General features: G+C 46.2%; 19 protein-coding genes, 1 tRNA gene and 1 pseudogene. 14 read left to right on the plus strand and 7 right to left on the minus strand.

Features of this window, described 5'->3' with window-relative positions; genetic code table 11:
* Nucleotides 1-77 precede the first annotated feature (77 nt).
* The 3 genes from QUA16_RS29865 to QUA16_RS29875 form a co-directional block, all read right to left on the minus strand.
* Nucleotides 78-947 carry an alpha/beta hydrolase gene (locus QUA16_RS29865; RefSeq protein ID WP_333107818.1) on the minus strand — a complete coding sequence of 290 codons (870 nt, stop codon included), beginning with the start codon at nucleotides 945-947 and terminating at the stop codon, nucleotides 78-80.
* 397 nt (nucleotides 948-1,344) lie between these two features.
* A complete protein-coding gene (locus tag QUA16_RS29870) occupies nucleotides 1,345-2,070 on the minus strand; it encodes a hypothetical protein (protein ID WP_006631881.1) in 726 nt (241 codons plus the stop codon).
* 85 nt (nucleotides 2,071-2,155) lie between these two features.
* On the minus strand, nucleotides 2,156-2,329 hold the full coding sequence (locus QUA16_RS29875) for a hypothetical protein (RefSeq protein WP_333181566.1): 174 nt from the start codon (nucleotides 2,327-2,329) through the stop codon (nucleotides 2,156-2,158).
* A 246-nt stretch (nucleotides 2,330-2,575) separates the two neighbouring features.
* On the opposite strand from QUA16_RS29875, the gene QUA16_RS29880 reads away from it, so the two are divergent.
* The 8 genes from QUA16_RS29880 to QUA16_RS29915 all read left to right on the plus strand — a co-directional run bounded on the left by QUA16_RS29880 (nucleotide 2,576) and on the right by QUA16_RS29915 (nucleotide 8,517).
* Nucleotides 2,576-3,127 carry a GNAT family N-acetyltransferase gene (locus QUA16_RS29880; RefSeq protein ID WP_172187348.1) on the plus strand — a complete coding sequence of 184 codons (552 nt, stop codon included), beginning with the start codon at nucleotides 2,576-2,578 and terminating at the stop codon, nucleotides 3,125-3,127.
* A gap of 243 nt (nucleotides 3,128-3,370) precedes the next feature.
* Nucleotides 3,371-3,444 (plus strand) — tRNA-Pro (locus QUA16_RS29885).
* Between the two features lie 152 nt (nucleotides 3,445-3,596).
* Nucleotides 3,597-4,451, plus strand: a complete 855-nt coding sequence (locus QUA16_RS29890; RefSeq protein WP_333107816.1) for a Tic22 family protein — start codon at nucleotides 3,597-3,599, stop codon at nucleotides 4,449-4,451.
* A gap of 268 nt (nucleotides 4,452-4,719) precedes the next feature.
* On the plus strand, nucleotides 4,720-5,700 hold the full coding sequence (locus QUA16_RS29895) for a HemK/PrmC family methyltransferase (protein WP_333107815.1): 981 nt from the start codon (nucleotides 4,720-4,722) through the stop codon (nucleotides 5,698-5,700).
* A 53-nt stretch (nucleotides 5,701-5,753) separates the two neighbouring features.
* Complete coding sequence (locus tag QUA16_RS29900) at nucleotides 5,754-6,347, plus strand: L-threonylcarbamoyladenylate synthase (protein WP_333107814.1); 594 nt, start codon at nucleotides 5,754-5,756, stop codon at nucleotides 6,345-6,347.
* A 25-nt stretch (nucleotides 6,348-6,372) separates the two neighbouring features.
* Nucleotides 6,373-7,308, plus strand: coding sequence for a sensor histidine kinase (locus tag QUA16_RS29905; protein WP_333107813.1), 936 nt, complete (start codon nucleotides 6,373-6,375; stop codon nucleotides 7,306-7,308).
* Nucleotides 7,309-7,421: 113 nt separating this feature from the next.
* Nucleotides 7,422-7,925 (plus strand): helix-turn-helix domain-containing protein, encoded by a 504-nt coding sequence (locus tag QUA16_RS29910; RefSeq protein WP_333107812.1) that lies wholly within the window; start codon nucleotides 7,422-7,424, stop codon nucleotides 7,923-7,925.
* A 37-nt stretch (nucleotides 7,926-7,962) separates the two neighbouring features.
* Nucleotides 7,963-8,517, plus strand: a complete 555-nt coding sequence (locus QUA16_RS29915) for an RNA-guided endonuclease TnpB family protein (RefSeq protein WP_333107811.1) — start codon at nucleotides 7,963-7,965, stop codon at nucleotides 8,515-8,517.
* A gap of 240 nt (nucleotides 8,518-8,757) precedes the next feature.
* Here the strand turns inward: QUA16_RS29915 and QUA16_RS29920 are convergent, their stop codons facing one another.
* Together QUA16_RS29920 and hemB are read right to left on the minus strand one after the other, a co-directional pair.
* Nucleotides 8,758-9,246, minus strand: a complete 489-nt coding sequence (locus QUA16_RS29920; protein ID WP_333053288.1) for a GNAT family N-acetyltransferase — start codon at nucleotides 9,244-9,246, stop codon at nucleotides 8,758-8,760.
* Between the two features lie 643 nt (nucleotides 9,247-9,889).
* Entirely contained in the window at nucleotides 9,890-10,873 is a 984-nt protein-coding gene (hemB, locus tag QUA16_RS29925) for a porphobilinogen synthase (RefSeq protein ID WP_333107810.1), read from the minus strand.
* Nucleotides 10,874-11,313: 440 nt separating this feature from the next.
* On the opposite strand from hemB, the gene QUA16_RS29930 reads away from it, so the two are divergent.
* On the plus strand, nucleotides 11,314-12,306 hold the full coding sequence (locus tag QUA16_RS29930; RefSeq protein ID WP_333107809.1) for a DUF1517 domain-containing protein: 993 nt from the start codon (nucleotides 11,314-11,316) through the stop codon (nucleotides 12,304-12,306).
* A gap of 330 nt (nucleotides 12,307-12,636) precedes the next feature.
* The gene (locus QUA16_RS29935) at nucleotides 12,637-13,191 is read left to right on the plus strand and encodes a cyclic nucleotide-binding domain-containing protein (RefSeq protein WP_333107808.1); all 555 of its coding nucleotides are present in this window, start codon (nucleotides 12,637-12,639) and stop codon (nucleotides 13,189-13,191) included.
* Between the two features lie 225 nt (nucleotides 13,192-13,416).
* Here QUA16_RS29935 and QUA16_RS29940 read toward each other — a convergent pair whose 3' ends face one another.
* The gene (locus QUA16_RS29940; protein ID WP_333107807.1) at nucleotides 13,417-13,863 is read right to left on the minus strand and encodes a hypothetical protein; all 447 of its coding nucleotides are present in this window, start codon (nucleotides 13,861-13,863) and stop codon (nucleotides 13,417-13,419) included.
* A gap of 158 nt (nucleotides 13,864-14,021) precedes the next feature.
* On the opposite strand from QUA16_RS29940, the gene QUA16_RS29945 reads away from it, so the two are divergent.
* On the plus strand, nucleotides 14,022-14,216 hold the full coding sequence (locus QUA16_RS29945) for a hypothetical protein (RefSeq protein WP_333181568.1): 195 nt from the start codon (nucleotides 14,022-14,024) through the stop codon (nucleotides 14,214-14,216).
* Here QUA16_RS29945 and QUA16_RS29950 read toward each other — a convergent pair.
* The gene (locus tag QUA16_RS29950) at nucleotides 14,203-14,973 is read right to left on the minus strand and encodes a hypothetical protein (RefSeq protein ID WP_333107806.1); all 771 of its coding nucleotides are present in this window, start codon (nucleotides 14,971-14,973) and stop codon (nucleotides 14,203-14,205) included. The two genes, QUA16_RS29945 and QUA16_RS29950, sit on opposite strands and share 14 nt — an antisense overlap.
* Nucleotides 14,974-16,009: 1,036 nt before the next feature.
* Here QUA16_RS29950 and QUA16_RS29955 point away from each other — a divergent pair.
* The 3 genes and pseudogenes from QUA16_RS29955 to QUA16_RS29965 all read left to right on the plus strand — a co-directional run.
* Nucleotides 16,010-16,708 carry a class I SAM-dependent methyltransferase gene (locus QUA16_RS29955; RefSeq protein WP_333107805.1) on the plus strand — a complete coding sequence of 233 codons (699 nt, stop codon included), beginning with the start codon at nucleotides 16,010-16,012 and terminating at the stop codon, nucleotides 16,706-16,708.
* A 358-nt stretch (nucleotides 16,709-17,066) separates the two neighbouring features.
* A complete protein-coding gene (locus tag QUA16_RS29960) occupies nucleotides 17,067-17,693 on the plus strand; it encodes a 7-carboxy-7-deazaguanine synthase QueE (protein ID WP_333107804.1) in 627 nt (208 codons plus the stop codon).
* A gap of 119 nt (nucleotides 17,694-17,812) precedes the next feature.
* Nucleotides 17,813-18,052, plus strand: a pseudogene (locus QUA16_RS29965) (aspartyl protease family protein); the annotation flags it as partial.
* Between the last annotated feature and the right edge of the window lie 109 nt (nucleotides 18,053-18,161).

Raw genomic sequence — 18,161 nt, forward strand, 5'->3', positions numbered from 1 at the left:
ATGCCCCATGCCCCATGCCCCATGCCCCATGCCCCATGCCCCATGCCCCATGCCCCATGCCCCATGCCCCATGCCCTCTAATCATGTTCTTTCAGAATATTTTGCAGGTAACTAGCCACTGCATCCGGCTGTTCCACCATTGCCAAATGGCCACAATCGGGAAGCTGAAGGACATTCTCGCCACAATCTTGGAACATCCAGTGAAAGCTAGCCAAATGCAGCACGTATTTTGGTTCCATAATTTTGTCTTTAGTACCGGCAATAAAATAAACAGGCTGCTTGAGTCTGGACACAATTTGTGGCAGGAGGTGAATCTCGGCTTCTGTGGTGGAGTCCAATAAAGCCCCCAAGGCTGCCTCTGGATGAGCTCCCACGAAATCTATTAAGCGCTGCCGTCCCCAGGATCTGCCGATCGAGCGGGCTACAGAATCGCGGGCAAACACGAAATCTGCTAAGGGCAAGTGAGGCAGCCAGCCGGGACGCATTTTCACTAGCTGCTTGCCGACGGCTCGAAACCGCTCGAATTCTTCCTTTAGATAGATGCCGCCTCCTGCATTGATGCAGACAACGCCTTTAACGCGATCGGACAATTTGCTGGCTCCCCATAGAGCGATCGTACCGCCGAGAGAGTGTCCCACCAGCCAAGCAGAAGATATATCGAGTTTTTCGAGTAAAAGTTCCAAATCGCGAGCGTAAGCTGCGGGAGTGTAGCAGGAATTTAGCGGTTCGGAATGCCCATGATGAACGCGATCGTCCGATTGAGAATCGCCAAACCCACGCAAATCGTAGGTAAGGCACTGATAGTTTGATGCCAAGCGATCGGTCAAAGGTTGCCAGTAGTGGCGGCTTAACAGCCAGCCGTGGACAAATACCAGAACCGGGGAAGTTGCAGTCGGAGCCGTCAAATCGTAAGCGTGCCGAACCCCTAGGATGTCGATGGTTGCCATAATTTTATCCTATCCCGAAATCAACACAGAGGTATCAGTAATTCGCTCGGGCGATCGGCTTGGTTTAACTTTCTCAACAATAAGGTTTTGACCAAAAACCCGGTTTCACGCCTAGTCAATCGATTTTAGATTAGACCTCTTGCAAAAATAGCTGGGACGGGCTCTCCGGCCCGTCCCACAAAAAGTTTTTTCTCTTGTGGGATGGGCCGGAGAGCCCGTCCGAAAATTTGATCGAAAGGACTTTTGCAAGAAGTCTATTTTAGATTTTAGATTAAAGAATTGAAGCATTGACCCCACGGATAAATTCGGGGGATCCTTTATCGGATACAGGTTTTTTATTTCTGGACGGATGAATCACGTGGCGGGTATCCTGGATGCTTGATTGTCAGTGGTATCCCTAAAATCGCTCGCCTAGCAATCTTTGTCGCACCCCCTCAGCGATTTTCTGCCCCAGATACTCAGGAATTAAACTTTCATTGGGCCCCAACAAGTAGAGAATCAGGCGAGTTCGCCCCCGCCAAACCAGCAAATTAGCATTTACTACCAATAAATCCTCTTGCCAAATGGCATACATAACTTTGTAAAAAAGTCCAGGTTGATTATCTGCTTCAATCAGCAAAGCTGGCAAGTGGAAAACCGGATCGACGTAGAATTCAGTTGCCACATCTTCTAAACCCGCGTCTAAATTAAATTCCACCGCCAACATCTCTTCAACCTCAAAATGCCCCGCCAATGCCTCTCGAACCGCCCTACAGACGTTTTCTGCTGTTTTATCTGCCAGTACCTTGCCACCGCGAGATACTACCAATTTGATAAATACCAGCATCGGCGGGTAAATTTGACCGTACAGACTCAGACTGTGAATTGTCAGTCCGTAGGCCGCGAGCACTCCAAAAATATCGCTCAATAGAAAAGACTGGTTCCGGTAAGCAAAATGCAGGGCACTTTTGTTACCTTCGGCTCGGATTTCGATGACTGCTTGCCGAGTTTTGTAAAGCTGGTAAGCTAATTTGAGGTTTTGCAACTGGATTTCGCTGCTGACAAATTGCTCATAAAACTGCGGAAACGCTCGGTTAAAGCGCTTGAGAAGTTCTAGTGTAGATGGTTTTAAACCCGAAGCCATAATTGAGGAGAAGGTGCGGGAGATATACGAGGTATTGACTCTTCCATGCCTTATGGCAATGGGATTTTCGATTCGACGATTCGACTTAAATTGTGCCCGTCTCCTCACTAAAAGCAAAAGTCAAATCTGTCAGAGAACTTATCACGAGAATGTCACCGTTGCGCCATTCCAGTGGTATTTCCACCAAGGGTAAGTTCCGGCGCGATCGGCGGCACTCAAAAGAAGCATTTCCCAATATGCCTCTGTCCTGGTTCGGCAACAAATTTTACCTTAAAAGCGGGTTGTCCGGGCACTGGCTAGCAGAACAGTTCTACCAAACTTGACAGAATCAAAAAAGCGCAGACTCAATGTTGGACGACAAATCCCTGTTTTCGGCGTAAGATGAGTGTACCGTAAACTGTTCCTCAAGAGGCTACCGGCAATTGATCCTACGCCGATTGGAGTGGGTTTATCTGTCTGGTTCTCTTTCTCGTCGTCCAACTTCTACTACCTTAACCGCGCCTGCATGGGTTTTTGGAAAAACTTATTTAGTAGTTCTGAGTCTGCCTCTGTACCCCAAACAGCGGATTTTGAGGAAGATGTGGCTGTTGGGTTAGGCGATCCGCTTTCCCCAACGTTTCGCAAACCCGCCAGCGGCAACGCTCGCATCTTTTTCAGTTGCGATCGGGACATTGACCTCTACGAACTCGAAGAACTTTGTAATGCAGTGGGTTGGTCCCGCCGTCCCCTGCGTAAAGTCAAAAAAGCTATTCAGCACAGCTTCCTAGTCGTCTCTATGTGGGAGATGCGGGGCAGCCAGCGACGGCTGGTGGGTTTCGCCAGAGCGACTTCAGACCATGCTTTTAATGCCACGCTTTGGGATGTGGTAGTTCATCCTGACTACCAGGGCAAGGGCATGGGCAAGGCGCTGATGAAATACATCATTAAAAAACTCCGCAGTGAAGATATCAGCAACATTACCTTATTTGCTGACCCTCAAGTGGTGGATTTTTACCGCAATTTGGGCTTTATGTCCGATCCAGAGGGGATTAAAGGTATGTTTTGGTACCCTGATTAGCGAGCGAGGTGCAGGTCGGCGTTGATTTGTTGAGGAAATGCAATTGACGCTGCCAACACCTCCTCTTCCTGTGCGCTGCGGTCAGTTACGATTGGATGTATCCCCGCAGCGAAAGCAAGTACGATCGAACTGCACAACTTGAAGACAACTTCGCCGTAGCTGAATTGAAAGCTAAAATCAAAAAAAGCTTGACAAGGGAGGGGTTTTGTGAGTTAATGGTTAAAAGATAGCTAACTATCACACCGGGATGTAGCGCAGCTTGGTAGCGCGCCTGCTTTGGGAGCAGGATGTCGCAGGTTCAAATCCTGTCATCCCGATCGCACAATGTTAAATAATAGATTGAAGCATAAGATTCTCTGATGTTTACATTTCGTCAAAATGAAAACAAATTGAGGCAGTTTTTGCCGATCGTGTTAAGTCGCCAGTCTTTGCGTTAATGTGTTTCAGGATCGCTCCTGATGGAAAAAACATGAAATCATTAGTTCGTTTGGGCGCAATATTGGGAATTGTCGGCAGCACTCTGCTGGGCCCCTCCCCAATTGGCAAGATGTCTGCACTGGCACTGCCGGAGCCGCAAATTTTGGAAAAATTGCGCCCGGTACCAGTATTTACGATTACAGACGCTCAGGGTGCGCCCCTGATCGCTTCTGTTCCCAAGCAGGGTCAGGGTCAAACTGGTAATGCTTCCGTGGCGGGAATTTTCATCAGCCAGAAAGACGCTCAAGCTTTTGTCGATCAACTGAAAACCAAAAATCCTCAGTTGGCGGCCACGGTGCGCGTGATGCCGGTGTCGCTGGGGGAAATTTATCAGATCACTCAAGCAAATAAAGGCAAGCCGGAGGAAGTGCAATTTGCTTTCGTTCCGGCTCCGCAGCAGGTGCAGTCGGCTAAAACTGTACTTCAGCAGACTGGTCAACAAGTTAACGAATTCAACGGTGTACCTCTATTTTTGGCAAGAGGCGGCGCAGAAAATGGTTATTTGACGATTCAGCGGGGTCAGCAAGAGGTGATTCCCTTGTTTTTTAACAAGGAGGATTTACAGGGAATGGTCGAGCGTTTTAAGCAGCAGCAGCCCAACGTGACAGCCACAATTAAGATTGAGGTGGTGAACTTGGAGAGCGTTTTGGAAGCTTTGCGTACTGAGAACGACCCGTTTTTGACCCAAATGATTTTGATTCCGTCGCGGGAGTCGCTGGAATTTGTGCGATCGCTCCAACCTGCCGGTGCGGGCCAAAATCCACAGGTTGCTCCGGCTCCAGCTCGGCCGGCTCCAGCCTCTCCGGCTCCAGCTCGACCGGCTCCAGCTCCGGCTCCAGCTCGCTAATATTTAGTCAGTTGACAGTTGACAGTTGACTGTTAACTGTTAACTGTTAACTGTTGACTGTTGACCACGAATTTCAAAGGTGGTACCCGCCACGTGATTTATCCGTGGAATCAATCCCAAATCGAAAATCGAAAATCAGAAGAGCCCCCGCATTTATCCGTGGGTCGCCTCTAAAATCTAAAATCGAAAATCTAAAATCGATTGACTGTTGTCATTAGTTACCAATTCCCGATGCCCGATGCCCGATGCCCAATTCCCAAAAAGTCTTATGTTTGTTTCTGGTTTAGAGCTTTGGGAATGGGCGAATCAAGCTAAAACCGAGGCGATATCCTCTGACATTCCCCTAGTAGAAATCGACTGGCTGCTGAAAGAGCTGGCTGGTTTGGATAGGTTGGCTCTGCGTTTGGAGTCGTTTAAAGATTTGCCAAAAATTGAATTAAAGTTGTCTTTATCGGAACTTGCTCAATTGTGGCAGCGGCGCTTACAGGAACGGGTGCCGGTGCAGTATTTAACGGGAGTTGCACATTGGCGGGATTTTTCGCTCAAAGTAACGCCGGCGGTGCTAATTCCGCGTCCTGAAACGGAATTGCTGATCGATTTGGCTGTAGAAGCTGTTAAAAGCCGTTTAGAAGCAGAAAATATCAATCAAAAATCTACCCCCCCCAACCTCCCCTTACTAAGGGGGGGAGAAGATTTAAACTTCTCCGAGCTTCGGGGGGGAGAATTTGCCAAATCGCATTGGGTGGATTTGGGGACGGGCAGCGGGGCGATCGCGATCGGCTTAGCTTCTGCGTTGACAAATGCTAGGGTTTATGCGGTAGATTGCAGTTCGGAAGCTTTGGCAGTTGCTCGACTGAATGCTGAGAATTTGGGCTTTGAATCGCGAATTAATTTTTATCAAGGTTTGTGGTGGGAACCCCTAGAATTTCTCAAAGGTCAAGTCAGCGGCATGGTGTCTAACCCGCCTTATATTCCCAGCAGCACGGTGCTGACTCTGCAACCGGAAGTTTTGAAGCACGAACCTCATCTGGCTTTAGACGGCGGTTTTGACGGGTTAGAGTGCATCCGGCATTTGGTAGAAACGGCTCCCGATTATTTAGAATCCGGGGGAGTTTGGTTGGTTGAGATGATGGCGGGACAGGCTGAGGCGGTAGCTGATATGCTCGAAAGTCACGGGAGTTATGGCAAAGTTCAGATATTTTCGGATTTAGCAGGAATCGATCGCTTTGCCTTAGCCTACCGTCTTTAGCTTTCAAGAATATGCCGCAATTCTAAAATCTAAAATCTAAAATCTAAAATGGCATGACACAAGTTGCGATCGATGCCCTAGTTCAAGGGGCAATTTCTGGTAATTATATCGTCAGTTTTCCTACAGATACTGTACCCGCTTTGGCTGCGCGGCCCGATCGCTCGGAGTTGATTTTTGCAGCTAAACGCCGCAGTCAAGACAAACCGCTGATTTTGATGGCAGCATCCGCCCAGGCTTTATGGCCTTACGTGCAGGGGAGTCCAGCAGAGTTTAAATTGTGGCAGCAAGTGGCCGAATCCTATTGGCCGGGGGCGTTAACTTTGGTACTGCCGGCTTCGGCAAAAGTCCCAGCGGCCATGAATTCGATCGACCCAACTACAATCGGAGTACGAGTTCCTAACTTTCCCCTTGCCCTAAAGATTCTAGAGCAGACAGGCCCTTTGGCTACTACCAGTGCTAATTTATCCGGTCAGCCGCCTCTGGAATCGGTGGCAGAAATTGAGGCTCAGTTTCCCGAAGTCTTGACATTAGTTCCTTCTGAATTAGCAACAGCGACAACAGCTTCGAGTTTGCCTTCGACTGTGGCTAAATGGACGGGCAGCGGGTGGGAAATATTGCGACAAGGCACGATCGAGTTAGAATGCTAAAAGCTAAACTCCAAGGCAAAGCAATATGGCGCCGATCGGCTGGAGCAACTTTATATATTTAGGTATGGGACTGGGGCTGGGTTTGGGAAGCAGTTTGATTTGGCGCCTGCGGCAAAAAAGCTCGCAACAGCCCGAACCGGCGCCCAAAGTAGCCCCACCTCCTCAAGAAATTCACTTAGAGAAGTTTGATGCTCTTTCCGAGCAACTTAAGCAAACTCAATTGGCTTATCAGATGGCATCGGAGATGAGCCAATTTAAGGCGGGTTTTTTGGCTCGAACTTCTCACGAGTTGCGATCGCCCCTGAGCACTATGATTGGTACGCTGCAATTAATTCTCTCGGATTTGTGCGACGATCCTGCTGAGGAACGAGAGTTTGTCGAGCAAGCTCACGTCGCGGCACTCAAGCTGGTGAAATTAATAGATGAAATTATCTCTGTTGCTAAAACTGAACACGGCACTGAAAGGATGGATATTGAGCCGATTCAGTTAGCTAAGGTTTTTGACGAGGTTGATGATTTAACTTACTTGCAAGCTGCTAATCGCGGCATTCGTTTGGAGATATTGCCGCCAGATCCGGGGATTTATGTATTGGCAGATTTGCCGAGGTTTAGGCAAGTTTTAGTCAATTTGGTAGATACTGCTGTTGCTCAGATGGAAGAGGGGAGTATATCTGTGTCTGCCCATGTTTCGCCGGAATCTGGATACGTTCAAATTTGGGTGGACGATCAGCGTTCAGTGAGTGCTTGGAGCGAGTCTTGGGATTTGCTGAAGCACGATTTGGAGTGTGATATTACCAAGAGCAGCGATAATTCTCAGGTGTCTTCTGGAATGAGGTTATTGATGAATCAGACTCTTTTAAGTTTGATGAGCGGAAAGTTGGAGGTTCTGGCCGTGCCTTCTGAGTCCGAAGAGTGCAATTTTAACCGGACTCAGTGTTCTATTCCTTTGGCAACTTTCTGATGAAGAAAGTTCGGCAACGAGCAATCTATGGGATTTAATAGACATAGGAGTGAAACTTAAGTGCCAAATACTTTGCTAAACTTATTCACAGTTAATCACCGAGAGGAAGTTTCATGTTTGCTGTCAAGCGGGCGCTAAAATTAAATAACAAGGAAGCGACGTTGATGGCAAAACACGCAGGATTCCGGCGCGTAGTTTTCAATTTTGGGTTGAGCCTGCGAACTCAAATGTACAGTGAGGGGAAATTTACCGACTCGAAGGTACTCAACGAAGTCAAGAAGGTTCTCACCAATCACGTCAAGAAAACGTCTGAATTTGCTTGGATGAACCAGTTGTCTAGCCGAGTTTATCAAAACGCTTTGATTGACTTAAAAGATGCTTTTAGTCGATATCGTTCGGGGAAAGCAGGTCATCCGAAGTTCGCCAGCCGCCGAGACGGTCAATCTTTTACGGTTGATTCATCTAACGGTAAAGTTTTGTTAGTCGCTGGTAGCACTATCAAGATTCCTACGTTGGGAACTTTTCGACTTTTTGAGCCGTTAGAATGTGGTTTGATTTCTCAAACTTTTACGGTTTCAAAAGAAGGGAATCGCTGGGAAAGTTTCCTTTTGTGTTGATGCAGAGCGCCTGCCCGGTGGGCAGTCTGAAGGTTCTGTGGGAATTGATGTCGGCATCAAGTATGCGGCCACGCTATCAACCCAACAGAGTTTTGATGCACCAAAGCCGCTAATAGCCAGTGCGAAAACCAAGCTTGCTACTTTACAGCGCCAAGCATCTAAACAGGTAAAAGGCTCTCGAAATCAGCGCAAAACCTACAACAAAATTAGTCAGCTCCATGCACGAGTCGCTCGTATTCGCTTAGACTTCCTTCACAAGTTAACAACTTACCTAGCTAAAACTTTCAAGCTAATTAAGATTGAGAACTTGAATGTTCAAGGAATGATGGCGAATCATAAGTTAGCTGGAGCAATATCTGACCTGGGATTTTACGAATTCAAACGTCAGCTCGACTACAAATGCCAAATGTATGGAGCTAGTTTAGTGCGAGTAGACCAGTGGTTCCCTAGTACGAAAACATGCTCAAATTGTGGCACAAAAAAAGATATGCCACTAAGCGTTCGGACTTTTGACTGTCCTACTTGTGGCATATCTTTGGATCGGGATTTTAACGCAAGTTTGAATATTTTAAATTGGGAACCCTCGGCTTGAGGGGAATAGCCTACTTATCTTGGGATTAGCCGTCTACCCAACAGCGTAGGAAGTGAACTCGAATTGTGTCTAAAAATGAGTTTAGACAAGTTTAGATAAGTTTCACGAAGCAGTGAAAAGCCTGTCTTGAACAGGCAAGATGCCTGTTCCACAAGAATTATTGGAGATGTCTAATAGGGAGTAAGGTGCGCTGCGACGCACCCTACATATTATAGATTTTGGTGCAATTTTTGTGCGGATTTAACAATTAGCAGTTAGCAATTCGCCGTTGCTAATTTCTAATTCGAGATTTTCTTCTAGAAGCTGATTTTCAAGTACCATTGTGGTGCTAGCGTTTTGCTGAAAACCGATGCGCTCGTAGAAGCTTTGTTTGTAAGTTGTCATCAGGTAAACTCGCTCTACTCGGCACATCCGAGGGTGACTCAAGACCGTTTGCACTAATTTGCGGCCGAGTCCTGCACCTTGGTAATCCGGGTGAATGGCGACATCCCAGATGGTGGCTCGATAGATGCCATCTGAGGTGGCTCTGGCAAAGCCGATCGCCCGTGAGCCGTCCCAAACTGTAACAACTGGTTCGCTGTTGGCGATCGCAATTTCCCAATCTTCTATCTTGCGTTCCCTCGCCCAAAAGGCGGCGGCTTTAAATAGTTCTTGGATCTGTACGATGTCGGCGCGATCGCGACCTATACAAAATTGAATGTGACTGGAATCCCTAGTCGTTGATGTCATGCTCAATCTGCCTTGAATTTGTATCTCAACAGTGTTACTTTTACTGTTTTACACGAGTGAAAGTTGATTTTGCTTGGGAACGATCAATGGTTGAATTCCCCATTTACAAAACTATTTTTATTCATACATATTTTCTAACTAATTTCGGTGATGATTAATACTTTTTGGGGTAAATTTTGAAAAAAAGTCTTTGACTCAAAATTCCCAACTTATAACTCATACCATTTGATATTTGAGATTATAGATTTTAGATGGGGAATGACAGATTTTTTAGGGGTTGGGAGTTTGTCTACAGAGAAACCGGGTTTTTTCATAGCAATACTTCGTTACAACAGAAATGTTGCACCATTGTCAATAAGCTTTTTATGAACAGGCTTTTCGGCCTATTCCACAAAGAGTGAATTTTCTTGTGGAACAGGCCGAAAAGCCTGTTCCTGAGAATGGTGCAATATCTCAGTTACAGCCCACTGAAACGGTAAAAACCCGGTTTCGAGGCGTCGTGTATCGGTAAGCTTAAGCTATAGCTAGTGTCTTGCCTAATTGCTCAAAAATCATCTATCGAGAGAGGTGTTGACTCCACAAGAACAGCCGAAGATTGTGGTGTGGAGTCAAATCTCTAATCTCTAATCTCAAATCAAGTGAATCAGTTTTGCAGCCAGCGGGCGGCGTCTTTGGCGTGATAAGTCAAAATCAAATCACAACCAGCACGCTTGAATCCTGTCAAAGTTTCCATCACTACTCTTTCTTCATCTATCCAACCGTTGAGGGCGGCGGCTTTCACCATCGCATATTCTCCAGAAACGTTGTAAGCAGCAACTGGCAGGTTAGTTGCTTCCTTCACGCGCCAGATGATGTCCATGTAAGCTAAAGCGGGTTTAACCATGAGCATATCTGCGCCTTCGGCAATGTCGAGAGCAATTTCTTTCAGAGCTTCGCGGCCGTTTCCTGGATCCATTTGATAGGTGCGCCGATCGCCAAATTGCGGAGCAGACTCTGCTGCATCTCGGAATGGGCCATAATAAGCTGAGGCGTATTTTGCCGCGTAAGACATGATAGGAATATCTTCAAATCCAGCGGAGTCCAATCCTTCGCGAATTGCTCCGACAAAACCGTCCATCATTCCCGAAGGTGCGATAATATCTGCACCGGCTTTAGCTTGAGCCACTGCGGTTTTCTTCAGCAATTCTAGTGTGGGATCGTTCAAGACGCGGCCGCTTAAATCTCCGACTTCCAAATAGCCGCAGTGACCGTGACTGGTATATTCGCACAGACAAGTATCGACCATGACGATTAAATCTGGTACAGCTTTTTTAACTGCTTCCGTCGCTTGTTGAACGATGCCACAATCGTGCCAAGCACCTGTCGCGTCTGTATCTTTATCTGCGGGAATGCCGAATAAAATAATAGCCGGAATGCCGAGGTCGTAGACTTCTTTTGCTTCTTCTACTATTTTGTCTACCGATAGCTGGTAAACTCCGGGCATCGATGTGACTTCTTTAGCAAAAGCTTCCCCCGGTACGGCAAATAGGGGGTAAATTAAATCGCTGGTTGTCAAGATATTTTCGCGTACCATCCGGCGGAGTTGGGGATGGTTGCGGAGGCGGCGGGGGCGGTGAGTTGGAAACATAATGTTTTTTTTACGGTAGATAAAGCCCTGTTTTTGAGGACTCGCGGCGTTTCTTTAAAAGTCTAGAGCTTATTGTTGGCCGATCGCCCTGTACTTAAGTAAAGTTCTGTAAAAGCCAGGATGTCGATTCTTTGTAGTAACTGAGATGTTGCACCATTCTCAATAACCATTTTAGGGGCGGGCTAGAAGATCCCAAGCCGTAATCCCCACAGGAAATTCAGTTTTTGTGGAACAGGCCCGCCAGCCTGCTCTTGAGAATGGTGCAAGAATTAAGTAGTAAGGAATGCAAGTCCTTTCTAGCTTTTCTCGTTTGCAGACTCAGGCATAACTGTGGTGGGCTCGGTTGGTACGGATATCTCGCTGGCTTCACACCTATAACCAGGCTGCCCAGAAGCGAGGATAGACTGTAAATTATAAATGTATCGAATAGTAACGGTCTTATGTACAAGCAACTAATTTCAAAGATCAAACCGCTTTTGAAATCACTATTTGCGATCGGTCTGGTACTGACGCTAGCCCTCGGTAACGCTGATGGAGCTCTGGCTGCCCGCAGCGGCGGACGCATCGGCGGCGGATCTTTTAGTGCTCCGGCGCGCAGTTACTCGTCTCCTAGTCGCACTTACGCGCCGTCGGGAGGAGGCTACTACCCCGGCGGCTATGGTGGCGGCTTTGGCGGCGGCTTCGGTTTCCCGTTCTTACTGCCGTTTTTTGGCTTTGGGGGCGGGTTTGGTGGCCTATTCTCGATTTTGATTTTTATTTCGATCGCTAATTTCCTTGTCCAAAGCTTCCGTCGCGCCGGGGGCGGAACTGACGAACTGGGCAACAGTGCCCCTACTACCACTGTATCTGTCGCCCGCTTGCAAGTTGGTTTGCTAGCAGAGGCCCGTGGTTTGCAAGCCGAACTCGACTCCCTAGCGCGAAAAGCGGATACCGATACAGCAGCCGGTCGCGCTCAAGTGCTGCAAGAATCTACTCTGGCGCTGCTGCGGCATCCTGAATACTGGGTTTACGCGGGCGCTGAATCTGTGCAAACTCGCTTGGAAGCAGCCGAAGCTAAGTTTAATCAACTTTCTTTGGCAGAACGCAGTAAATTTACTGAAGAAACGCTCTCGAATTATAACAATCAGCTCCGGCAAGCAGGGAGCAGCAATATCCTGCCAGGTTTGCAGGAAAATGGGGCGCTGGTGGCTTCTGATGTGAATTCAGAGCCTGGGGAATTTATTGTGGTGACGGTGATTGTGGGTACTCAAGGTAAATTGCAATTGCCAGCAGTGAAAAACTCTGAAGATTTGCGCCAAGCTTTGCGTCAGATTGGGGGAGTATCGAGCGAGCAGTTGCTGGCGGTTGAGGTGCTGTGGACTCCTCAAGCGAACGGGGACACTCTGACTGCTGACGATATGTTGGGCGGCTATCCTGATTTGCGATCGATTTAGTGAGCAAGACTGGGCGCGGAGCATTGTCTACCGCGCCCCATCCCGCACCAAAGCAGGGCGGGTGAACCCACTTCCTTTTGAGACGGGAATTTCGCGGGAGGTTGGGGAGGTCGATCGAGTAAAAAAAGATTGTTTAACAAATGCTAGTATTGAGAGATCATGCTTCAGCATGATTCATCTGCTATTGGCAAAGCCTGCCCGATATGGGTTTTGCGAAGAAGTTAGGCAGGATAAAAAAAACTCTATTGAGCGAGGACTGCTTCGGAAGAAGTTGCGATCGCGCGCCATCTAAATTTTATATAAAGAAGAAGCGATCGAGAGCTAAAACTTATGACCGACAGCAGCCGAAAAAAAGCACTTTTTATTTTGAGCCAGTTAAATAATGACGATATCAACTGGATCGTTCAAAAAGGCAAAAAGGAAGTTCTAGATCCGGGTGGGATGTTGATCCATGAAGGGAGACAGATAGATGCGCTATACATTGTTTTGAATGGGAGTTTGAGCGTTTTAATCGAGGCTGAGCGGACTAGAGAGCTCGCTAAAATAGCCAGCGGAGAACTGGTGGGAGAAGTGTCTTTCATTGACGCTCGCCCTCCTTTGGCAACGGTAAAGGCGATCGAAGAAACTCACTTGCTGGCAATTCCTAGGCGGCAGTTAGTAATCAAACTTCAAAACGATATGGGCTTTGCTTCCCGGTTTTATTATGGAATTTCACTGTGTCTGGCAGATAGGATGCGCGGTACGATCCGACATATAGAATATGGTCGCAATATAGAATTAGATCAACCCGAATTTGAACGCGAGGATATCAATCCTAACGTCCTGGAAAATTTGGCGCTAGCTGAGGCTAAGTTTAATTGGCTGAGGGAAAATGTTAAAGCTTGAGGAATTTTAAGGCGTTTTTGCGCTGGGTGTGAAAAGTAGCCGATTGATAGGGTAATTGAGAGATTTACGATGTAACCTCTCAACTCAAGAAACAGATGTGGAAAACAAAATAGGGGCGGGTTTTACCGGAAATATGGATCGATCACTGCCGGAACTATAAAAACCCGCCCCTTTGGTTTGCAGTTGCAATTTCCCGCGCCCAAATGCAACTACCAACCACACAATCTAGATAATTCCCGGCCCTTTGCCGCGGGTGTCTGCATCCATTGTCAGTTTTCCTTCCTCGCCTTTTTTATCCTTGATTTCTGCAAGAATTCGAGCGCGTTCTGCCGCTTCGGCTTCTTCTTTTGCTCTCAAATCGCCCGGTTCGTTGATGTACATTTCGGGTTCGATCGCGTAATTGTTAACCAGACCTTCTTGGTCTACTGTATAACCATCTGTAGTGTGAATGCTTTCGTCATCGGTTTGGTCATCAGTTTTTGCACTTTTCTGCTTCCCTTCGGTGGTTGTGTGCATGAAATTAGCGCCTTCCCGGTCTTGCCGCGCTGCTGTCTCCGCAGGAGTAATGCCCCTGTCGTAGTGGGGGGCTTCCATATTGGCTTCGATTTGTTCGTCGGTCGGTGTTGATTTGCTAACTTCTTCTTTGGGGGGTATTGGTTGGCGATTAGTCATGATTTATTCCTGCGTTATCTTTTCAAAAAGGTCTTTGCGTTATATTTAAATATTAGGTCAAAGCTAGCTCATTCACAAACTATCTTTGGTTATAGTTTGCGAAAAATTGCTGTTAGGGAAAATACCTTGATGGAGTCTTCCTGAAGACTGATAAAATTATGTTTTTATTTAAATTTTCACTATCTGCGACTATTTGGCATCTATCTAAAGATTGGGAATTGGGAATTGGGCATCGGACATCGGGGATCGGGCATCGGGCATTGGTAACTAATGACAACTGTCAACAGACAACAGTCAACTGTCAACAGACAACTGTCAACAGTCAACTATCAACTGACTTCAGGATTCTTTAAAGAAGCGGATGATTTCGCGGACGTGGTTGAGAAATTGTCCGTCATCGGTGAGTTGGGCGATCGCACTTTCTGCATCTCTTCTCAGTTTAGTGTGTTCTGCCTGATTTGTCGCTTGCAAAGATTGTAGAGATGCGGATAAAGTAGTTAGTTCTCTTCTGATAGCTTCCCGTTCCCGATTTTGGACAGCCACCCACGAATTCGGATTGTCTGAACTTAATTGATTGCTCAAATCTTTAACTGTAGATTCTAATACTGCAAAGCGGCTGCGGAGTTCGACAATATCTTCACGGGGGTACAAAAATTGGCGGCGGATAGTTGTCAGCCGCTGGGCTAAATACTGATAACCTCGGATAGCTGGACGCAGTACAGTTAACAGCAGTGCAGCAGCGGAACTGAGATAGCCAATCGCACTAATTCCGGCGGCGGCTAGGGCGTAAAGTGCGATCGCGCTAAACAGGTGAAGTGCGATCGCCACAAAGAGCGATCGGCTAACTAATACAGTAACGTATTTGACTTGTTCCTGATCGACAGCAATGTTTTTTTTAGTCGATTCTGCGGCTTGTGCTAAAACTTCTTTAGCTTCAAAATGGATATTCCAGGGAACTGTAACTATTAACAACAGCCATTCAAAAATAGCAATGGCAATTATCCAATCAATAAAACTGCCGGCGGAGACGTGCAGCCATTGCAGAATGGCAAAAACTAGCAGCAAAAATATGCCTGTGACGGCACCAAAACCTGCGAAAGTGTAATACATAGCGATGCCTTGGTGGAATGTTGTTTTGATTGTGGGTAGCTTGTTTCGGTATGGAGGAATAAGCTGTGACAGTTAAGCGATCGTCCTATTAATCCCGGTTACTTAGTTATGAGTAATAGTGCGGGTCAAGGGTTGCTAGAAACCTCGCTTTTTCCCACAAATACTTGCTCTACCTGAATCGTGCAATGTTATTTTGATTGTGGGTAGCTTGTTTAGGTGTGGAGGAATAAGCTGTGACAGTTAAGTAATCGTCCTATTAAACTCAGTTTATTAGTGAATAGTAATACTCCGGGACACCAGGATTTCCCGCTCCCTGGTTTGTTTCAGGAAAATATATCGGCTTTAACCCATCAACAAGAGTTAAAGGAAACGGTTTGTTTTTTGGGCGTGCGTAAATCCTCAATAATTAGTCATTCGGGATTAAGTAGAGCGACACAAAAAAAATGACAATGTAACAAAATGTAAACGAATCACAACCTTTGGGATTGCTTCATTTCACTGGCAATGACATACTTATGTTTTTCGCAGTTCGTCTAGTTAGTAATCAGGATGAAGTCAATCGATTTTAGATTTTAGATTTTAGATTAAAGAATTGAAGCATTGACTTGCGCGAGATGAATCCGGGGGCTTGTATCCTGGATGCTTTCGGTCACTTTCTGCCCAACTCATACCATTTGAGATTTGAGATGGGAAATGGCTGATTATGTATGGGTTTGCAGATTGTATATAGTTGCATTCATTTTTTGAACTGGTATCGCTAACGGCGTTACGCGGTGCTAAAAAAGCAGGAATCTCAAAACGCTCCCTTCTATCCATTTTTCTTTTCCAGAGGTGCTAAATCACCTGTGGCTGAGATAAACTGATTTGGAAGTAGAGCGCGCGTTTTGCAAGTTGCCTCTGTGTAACCGAGACACTGCTACTGCAACCTGCCATCAGCCACAGCAAAATAGATGCCAAAATTAACTCTACATTCTTCGATTTCTATTAACTGCGCGTCTACAATCTCAAATCAAAAGTCAGCAGCAAGGACAAACCTATGGCGAACTCAACTATTGGCTTAGAAAATCAACTTTACGATTATCTGTTATCTATTTCTCTGCGGGAGCCAGATATTCTCGCTTCACTACGGGAAGAAACTGCTAAGCATCCTATGGCCCAGATGCAGATTGCTCCCGAACAAGGTCAGTTTATGGAGCTCATGGTGCAGCTTATGGGAGCGACCAAAACCTTAGAAATTGGCGTTTTTACTGGTTATAGCTCGCTTTGCGTAGCTTTAGCGCTGCCTCCTAACGGTCAAATTATTGCCTGCGATGTCAGCGAGGAATATACTACGATCGCACGACGCTATTGGGAAGCTGCGGGCGTGGCTAATAAGATTTCTTTGCAGTTGGGCCCAGCAATAAATACTCTCGACAAACTAATAGCCGAGGGACAAGCTGGAACCTTTGATTTTGCCTTCATCGACGCCGATAAAGAAAATTATGAGGCTTATTTTGAGCGATCGCTGCAACTGGTACGCAATGGCGGTTTAATTGTAATTGACAATGTTCTGTGGTCTGGACGAGTTGCTGATCCTCAAGTACAAGACGAAAGCACCCTCGCCATTCGTAGTTTCAACGACAAATTGCGTAACGATCCCAGAGTTACTCTCAGTGTTGTCCCCATTGCTGACGGACTGACTTTGGCATTAAAACGTCGCTGGGCTACTCTGATGGAACCTGAACAGGATAATTAAAGAGTTGTTTGCGGTTTGTGGTGGATTTCTAAGGACTCATACCAAAGCTATGAAGAAACCGGATTGCTGAGTCAGTCGATTTTAGATTTTAGATTTTAGATTTTAGATTTACCCCACAGATGCAATCTGGGAGATTGAACTAGGTTCTAAAATTTTTATCTTTCCACGACAGGAGTACGTGGCACGGTATCCGTTTTTTGGCTGGGTCAAGCTTCTGGGATAAAACGGATAATTTTTTTTCAGAAACCCAGTTTATAGGTTCAGGACTGTTTTTATTTGCTGCAAACCGCGAAGAAATAACAATTTAAGAATCTTCTATCTACACAACGTAATTAATTGATTTGAGGTGTAACTTCGGGTGTCTAATTTACAGGTAAAATTACCAATTCACGAAACTTTTCAGTGTACCGTTCAAGGCGAAGGTTACTGGACGGGGACTTTAGTTGATTTTATTAGATTGGCAGGTTGCCCTGTGGGGTGTCCTTGGTGCGACACAGGCTACGCAAATGGGGGCAAAGGTTTGCCGTCTGTGCCGCAGTCGATCGCCCAATTGCTCGCTCAATTGCAGTCTCCGAGAGTTGTCATTACTGGCGGCGAACCTTTCATTCACCGCGATTTGCCGGAGTTAGTTGAAGCTTTGTTAGAAGCTGACAAGCAGGTGAGTATTGAAACTTCGGGCGCTTGCTGGCAGGATGTTTCCCCGCAGGCTTGGATTACTCTTTCTCCGAAGGAACACGTCAATCCTAAATATCCGGTGCAAGAGATTTTCTGGACGAGAGCTAATGAAATTAAGTTGGTGATTAGCACTGGCGAAGAAGTTGAATTTTATCACAAGCATTTGGAAAATAATCTGAATATTCCGGTTTTCTTGCAACCAGAATGTAACTCACAAAAATCAGCAATTCCCATTATTTTGGAATTGCTGAAACAAAATCCTAGTTACAGGCTATCTTTGCAAACTCACAAATTTATTGGGGTGCAATAATTTGATGATTTAGCCTGATATATTCGTCAGGGGGCGGTGTAAAGTGGGAGGTCGTCGCCCTACCAAATGTGGAACTATGTGCTAAAATTAAAGCAGCAATTTATGATAATTTGAACGTAATGGAAACAACTACGGAAACCGCAATGGGAAAAGTTATCACAACCCTAGTAATTACGAATCGGCTGGATGAAGGGAAAGCCGAAGATGGTCTGATTCCCATCGAGCAAGTCAGGTCTGTTACTCTAGAAAATGTTTTGGTGGATACGGGCGCGACAACTTTGTGTTTGCCTAAAGATGTCATTGCCAGACTGGGTTTGAAAATTCTCAAGCAAGTGGTTGTTGAGACTGCAACGGGTATTAAGCTGTTGTGCATTTAAAACGCATATTGGTATAATATAACATAATGATATTGAGAAAAAGTTAATGCCTGCTAAAAATTTTCTAAGTTCGGAAACAAAGGAAACTCTT

It is taken from the genome of Microcoleus sp. S13_C3 (assembly GCF_036700905.1).
In the GTDB taxonomy this organism is placed as follows: Bacteria; Cyanobacteriota; Cyanobacteriia; order Cyanobacteriales; family Microcoleaceae; genus Microcoleus.

What these genes read in the sequence shown, in the direction of transcription:
- QUA16_RS29865 (WP_333107818.1), bottom strand. Translation starts at nt 947, where the DNA reads ATGGCAACCATCGACATCCTAGGGGTTCGGCACGCTTACGATTTGACG.
- QUA16_RS29870 (WP_006631881.1), bottom strand. Translation starts at nt 2,070, where the DNA reads ATGGCTTCGGGTTTAAAACCATCTACACTAGAACTTCTCAAGCGCTTT.
- QUA16_RS29880 (WP_172187348.1), top strand. Translation starts at nt 2,576, where the DNA reads ATGGGTTTTTGGAAAAACTTATTTAGTAGTTCTGAGTCTGCCTCTGTA.
- QUA16_RS29890 (WP_333107816.1), top strand. Translation starts at nt 3,597, where the DNA reads ATGAAATCATTAGTTCGTTTGGGCGCAATATTGGGAATTGTCGGCAGC.
- QUA16_RS29895 (WP_333107815.1), top strand. Translation starts at nt 4,720, where the DNA reads ATGTTTGTTTCTGGTTTAGAGCTTTGGGAATGGGCGAATCAAGCTAAA.
- QUA16_RS29900 (WP_333107814.1), top strand. Translation starts at nt 5,754, where the DNA reads ATGACACAAGTTGCGATCGATGCCCTAGTTCAAGGGGCAATTTCTGGT.
- QUA16_RS29905 (WP_333107813.1), top strand. Translation starts at nt 6,373, where the DNA reads ATGGCGCCGATCGGCTGGAGCAACTTTATATATTTAGGTATGGGACTG.
- QUA16_RS29910 (WP_333107812.1), top strand. Translation starts at nt 7,422, where the DNA reads ATGTTTGCTGTCAAGCGGGCGCTAAAATTAAATAACAAGGAAGCGACG.
- QUA16_RS29920 (WP_333053288.1), bottom strand. Translation starts at nt 9,246, where the DNA reads ATGACATCAACGACTAGGGATTCCAGTCACATTCAATTTTGTATAGGT.
- hemB (WP_333107810.1), bottom strand. Translation starts at nt 10,873, where the DNA reads ATGTTTCCAACTCACCGCCCCCGCCGCCTCCGCAACCATCCCCAACTC.
- QUA16_RS29930 (WP_333107809.1), top strand. Translation starts at nt 11,314, where the DNA reads ATGTACAAGCAACTAATTTCAAAGATCAAACCGCTTTTGAAATCACTA.
- QUA16_RS29935 (WP_333107808.1), top strand. Translation starts at nt 12,637, where the DNA reads ATGACCGACAGCAGCCGAAAAAAAGCACTTTTTATTTTGAGCCAGTTA.
- QUA16_RS29940 (WP_333107807.1), bottom strand. Translation starts at nt 13,863, where the DNA reads ATGACTAATCGCCAACCAATACCCCCCAAAGAAGAAGTTAGCAAATCA.
- QUA16_RS29945 (WP_333181568.1), top strand. Translation starts at nt 14,022, where the DNA reads ATGTTTTTATTTAAATTTTCACTATCTGCGACTATTTGGCATCTATCT.
- QUA16_RS29950 (WP_333107806.1), bottom strand. Translation starts at nt 14,973, where the DNA reads ATGTATTACACTTTCGCAGGTTTTGGTGCCGTCACAGGCATATTTTTG.
- QUA16_RS29955 (WP_333107805.1), top strand. Translation starts at nt 16,010, where the DNA reads ATGGCGAACTCAACTATTGGCTTAGAAAATCAACTTTACGATTATCTG.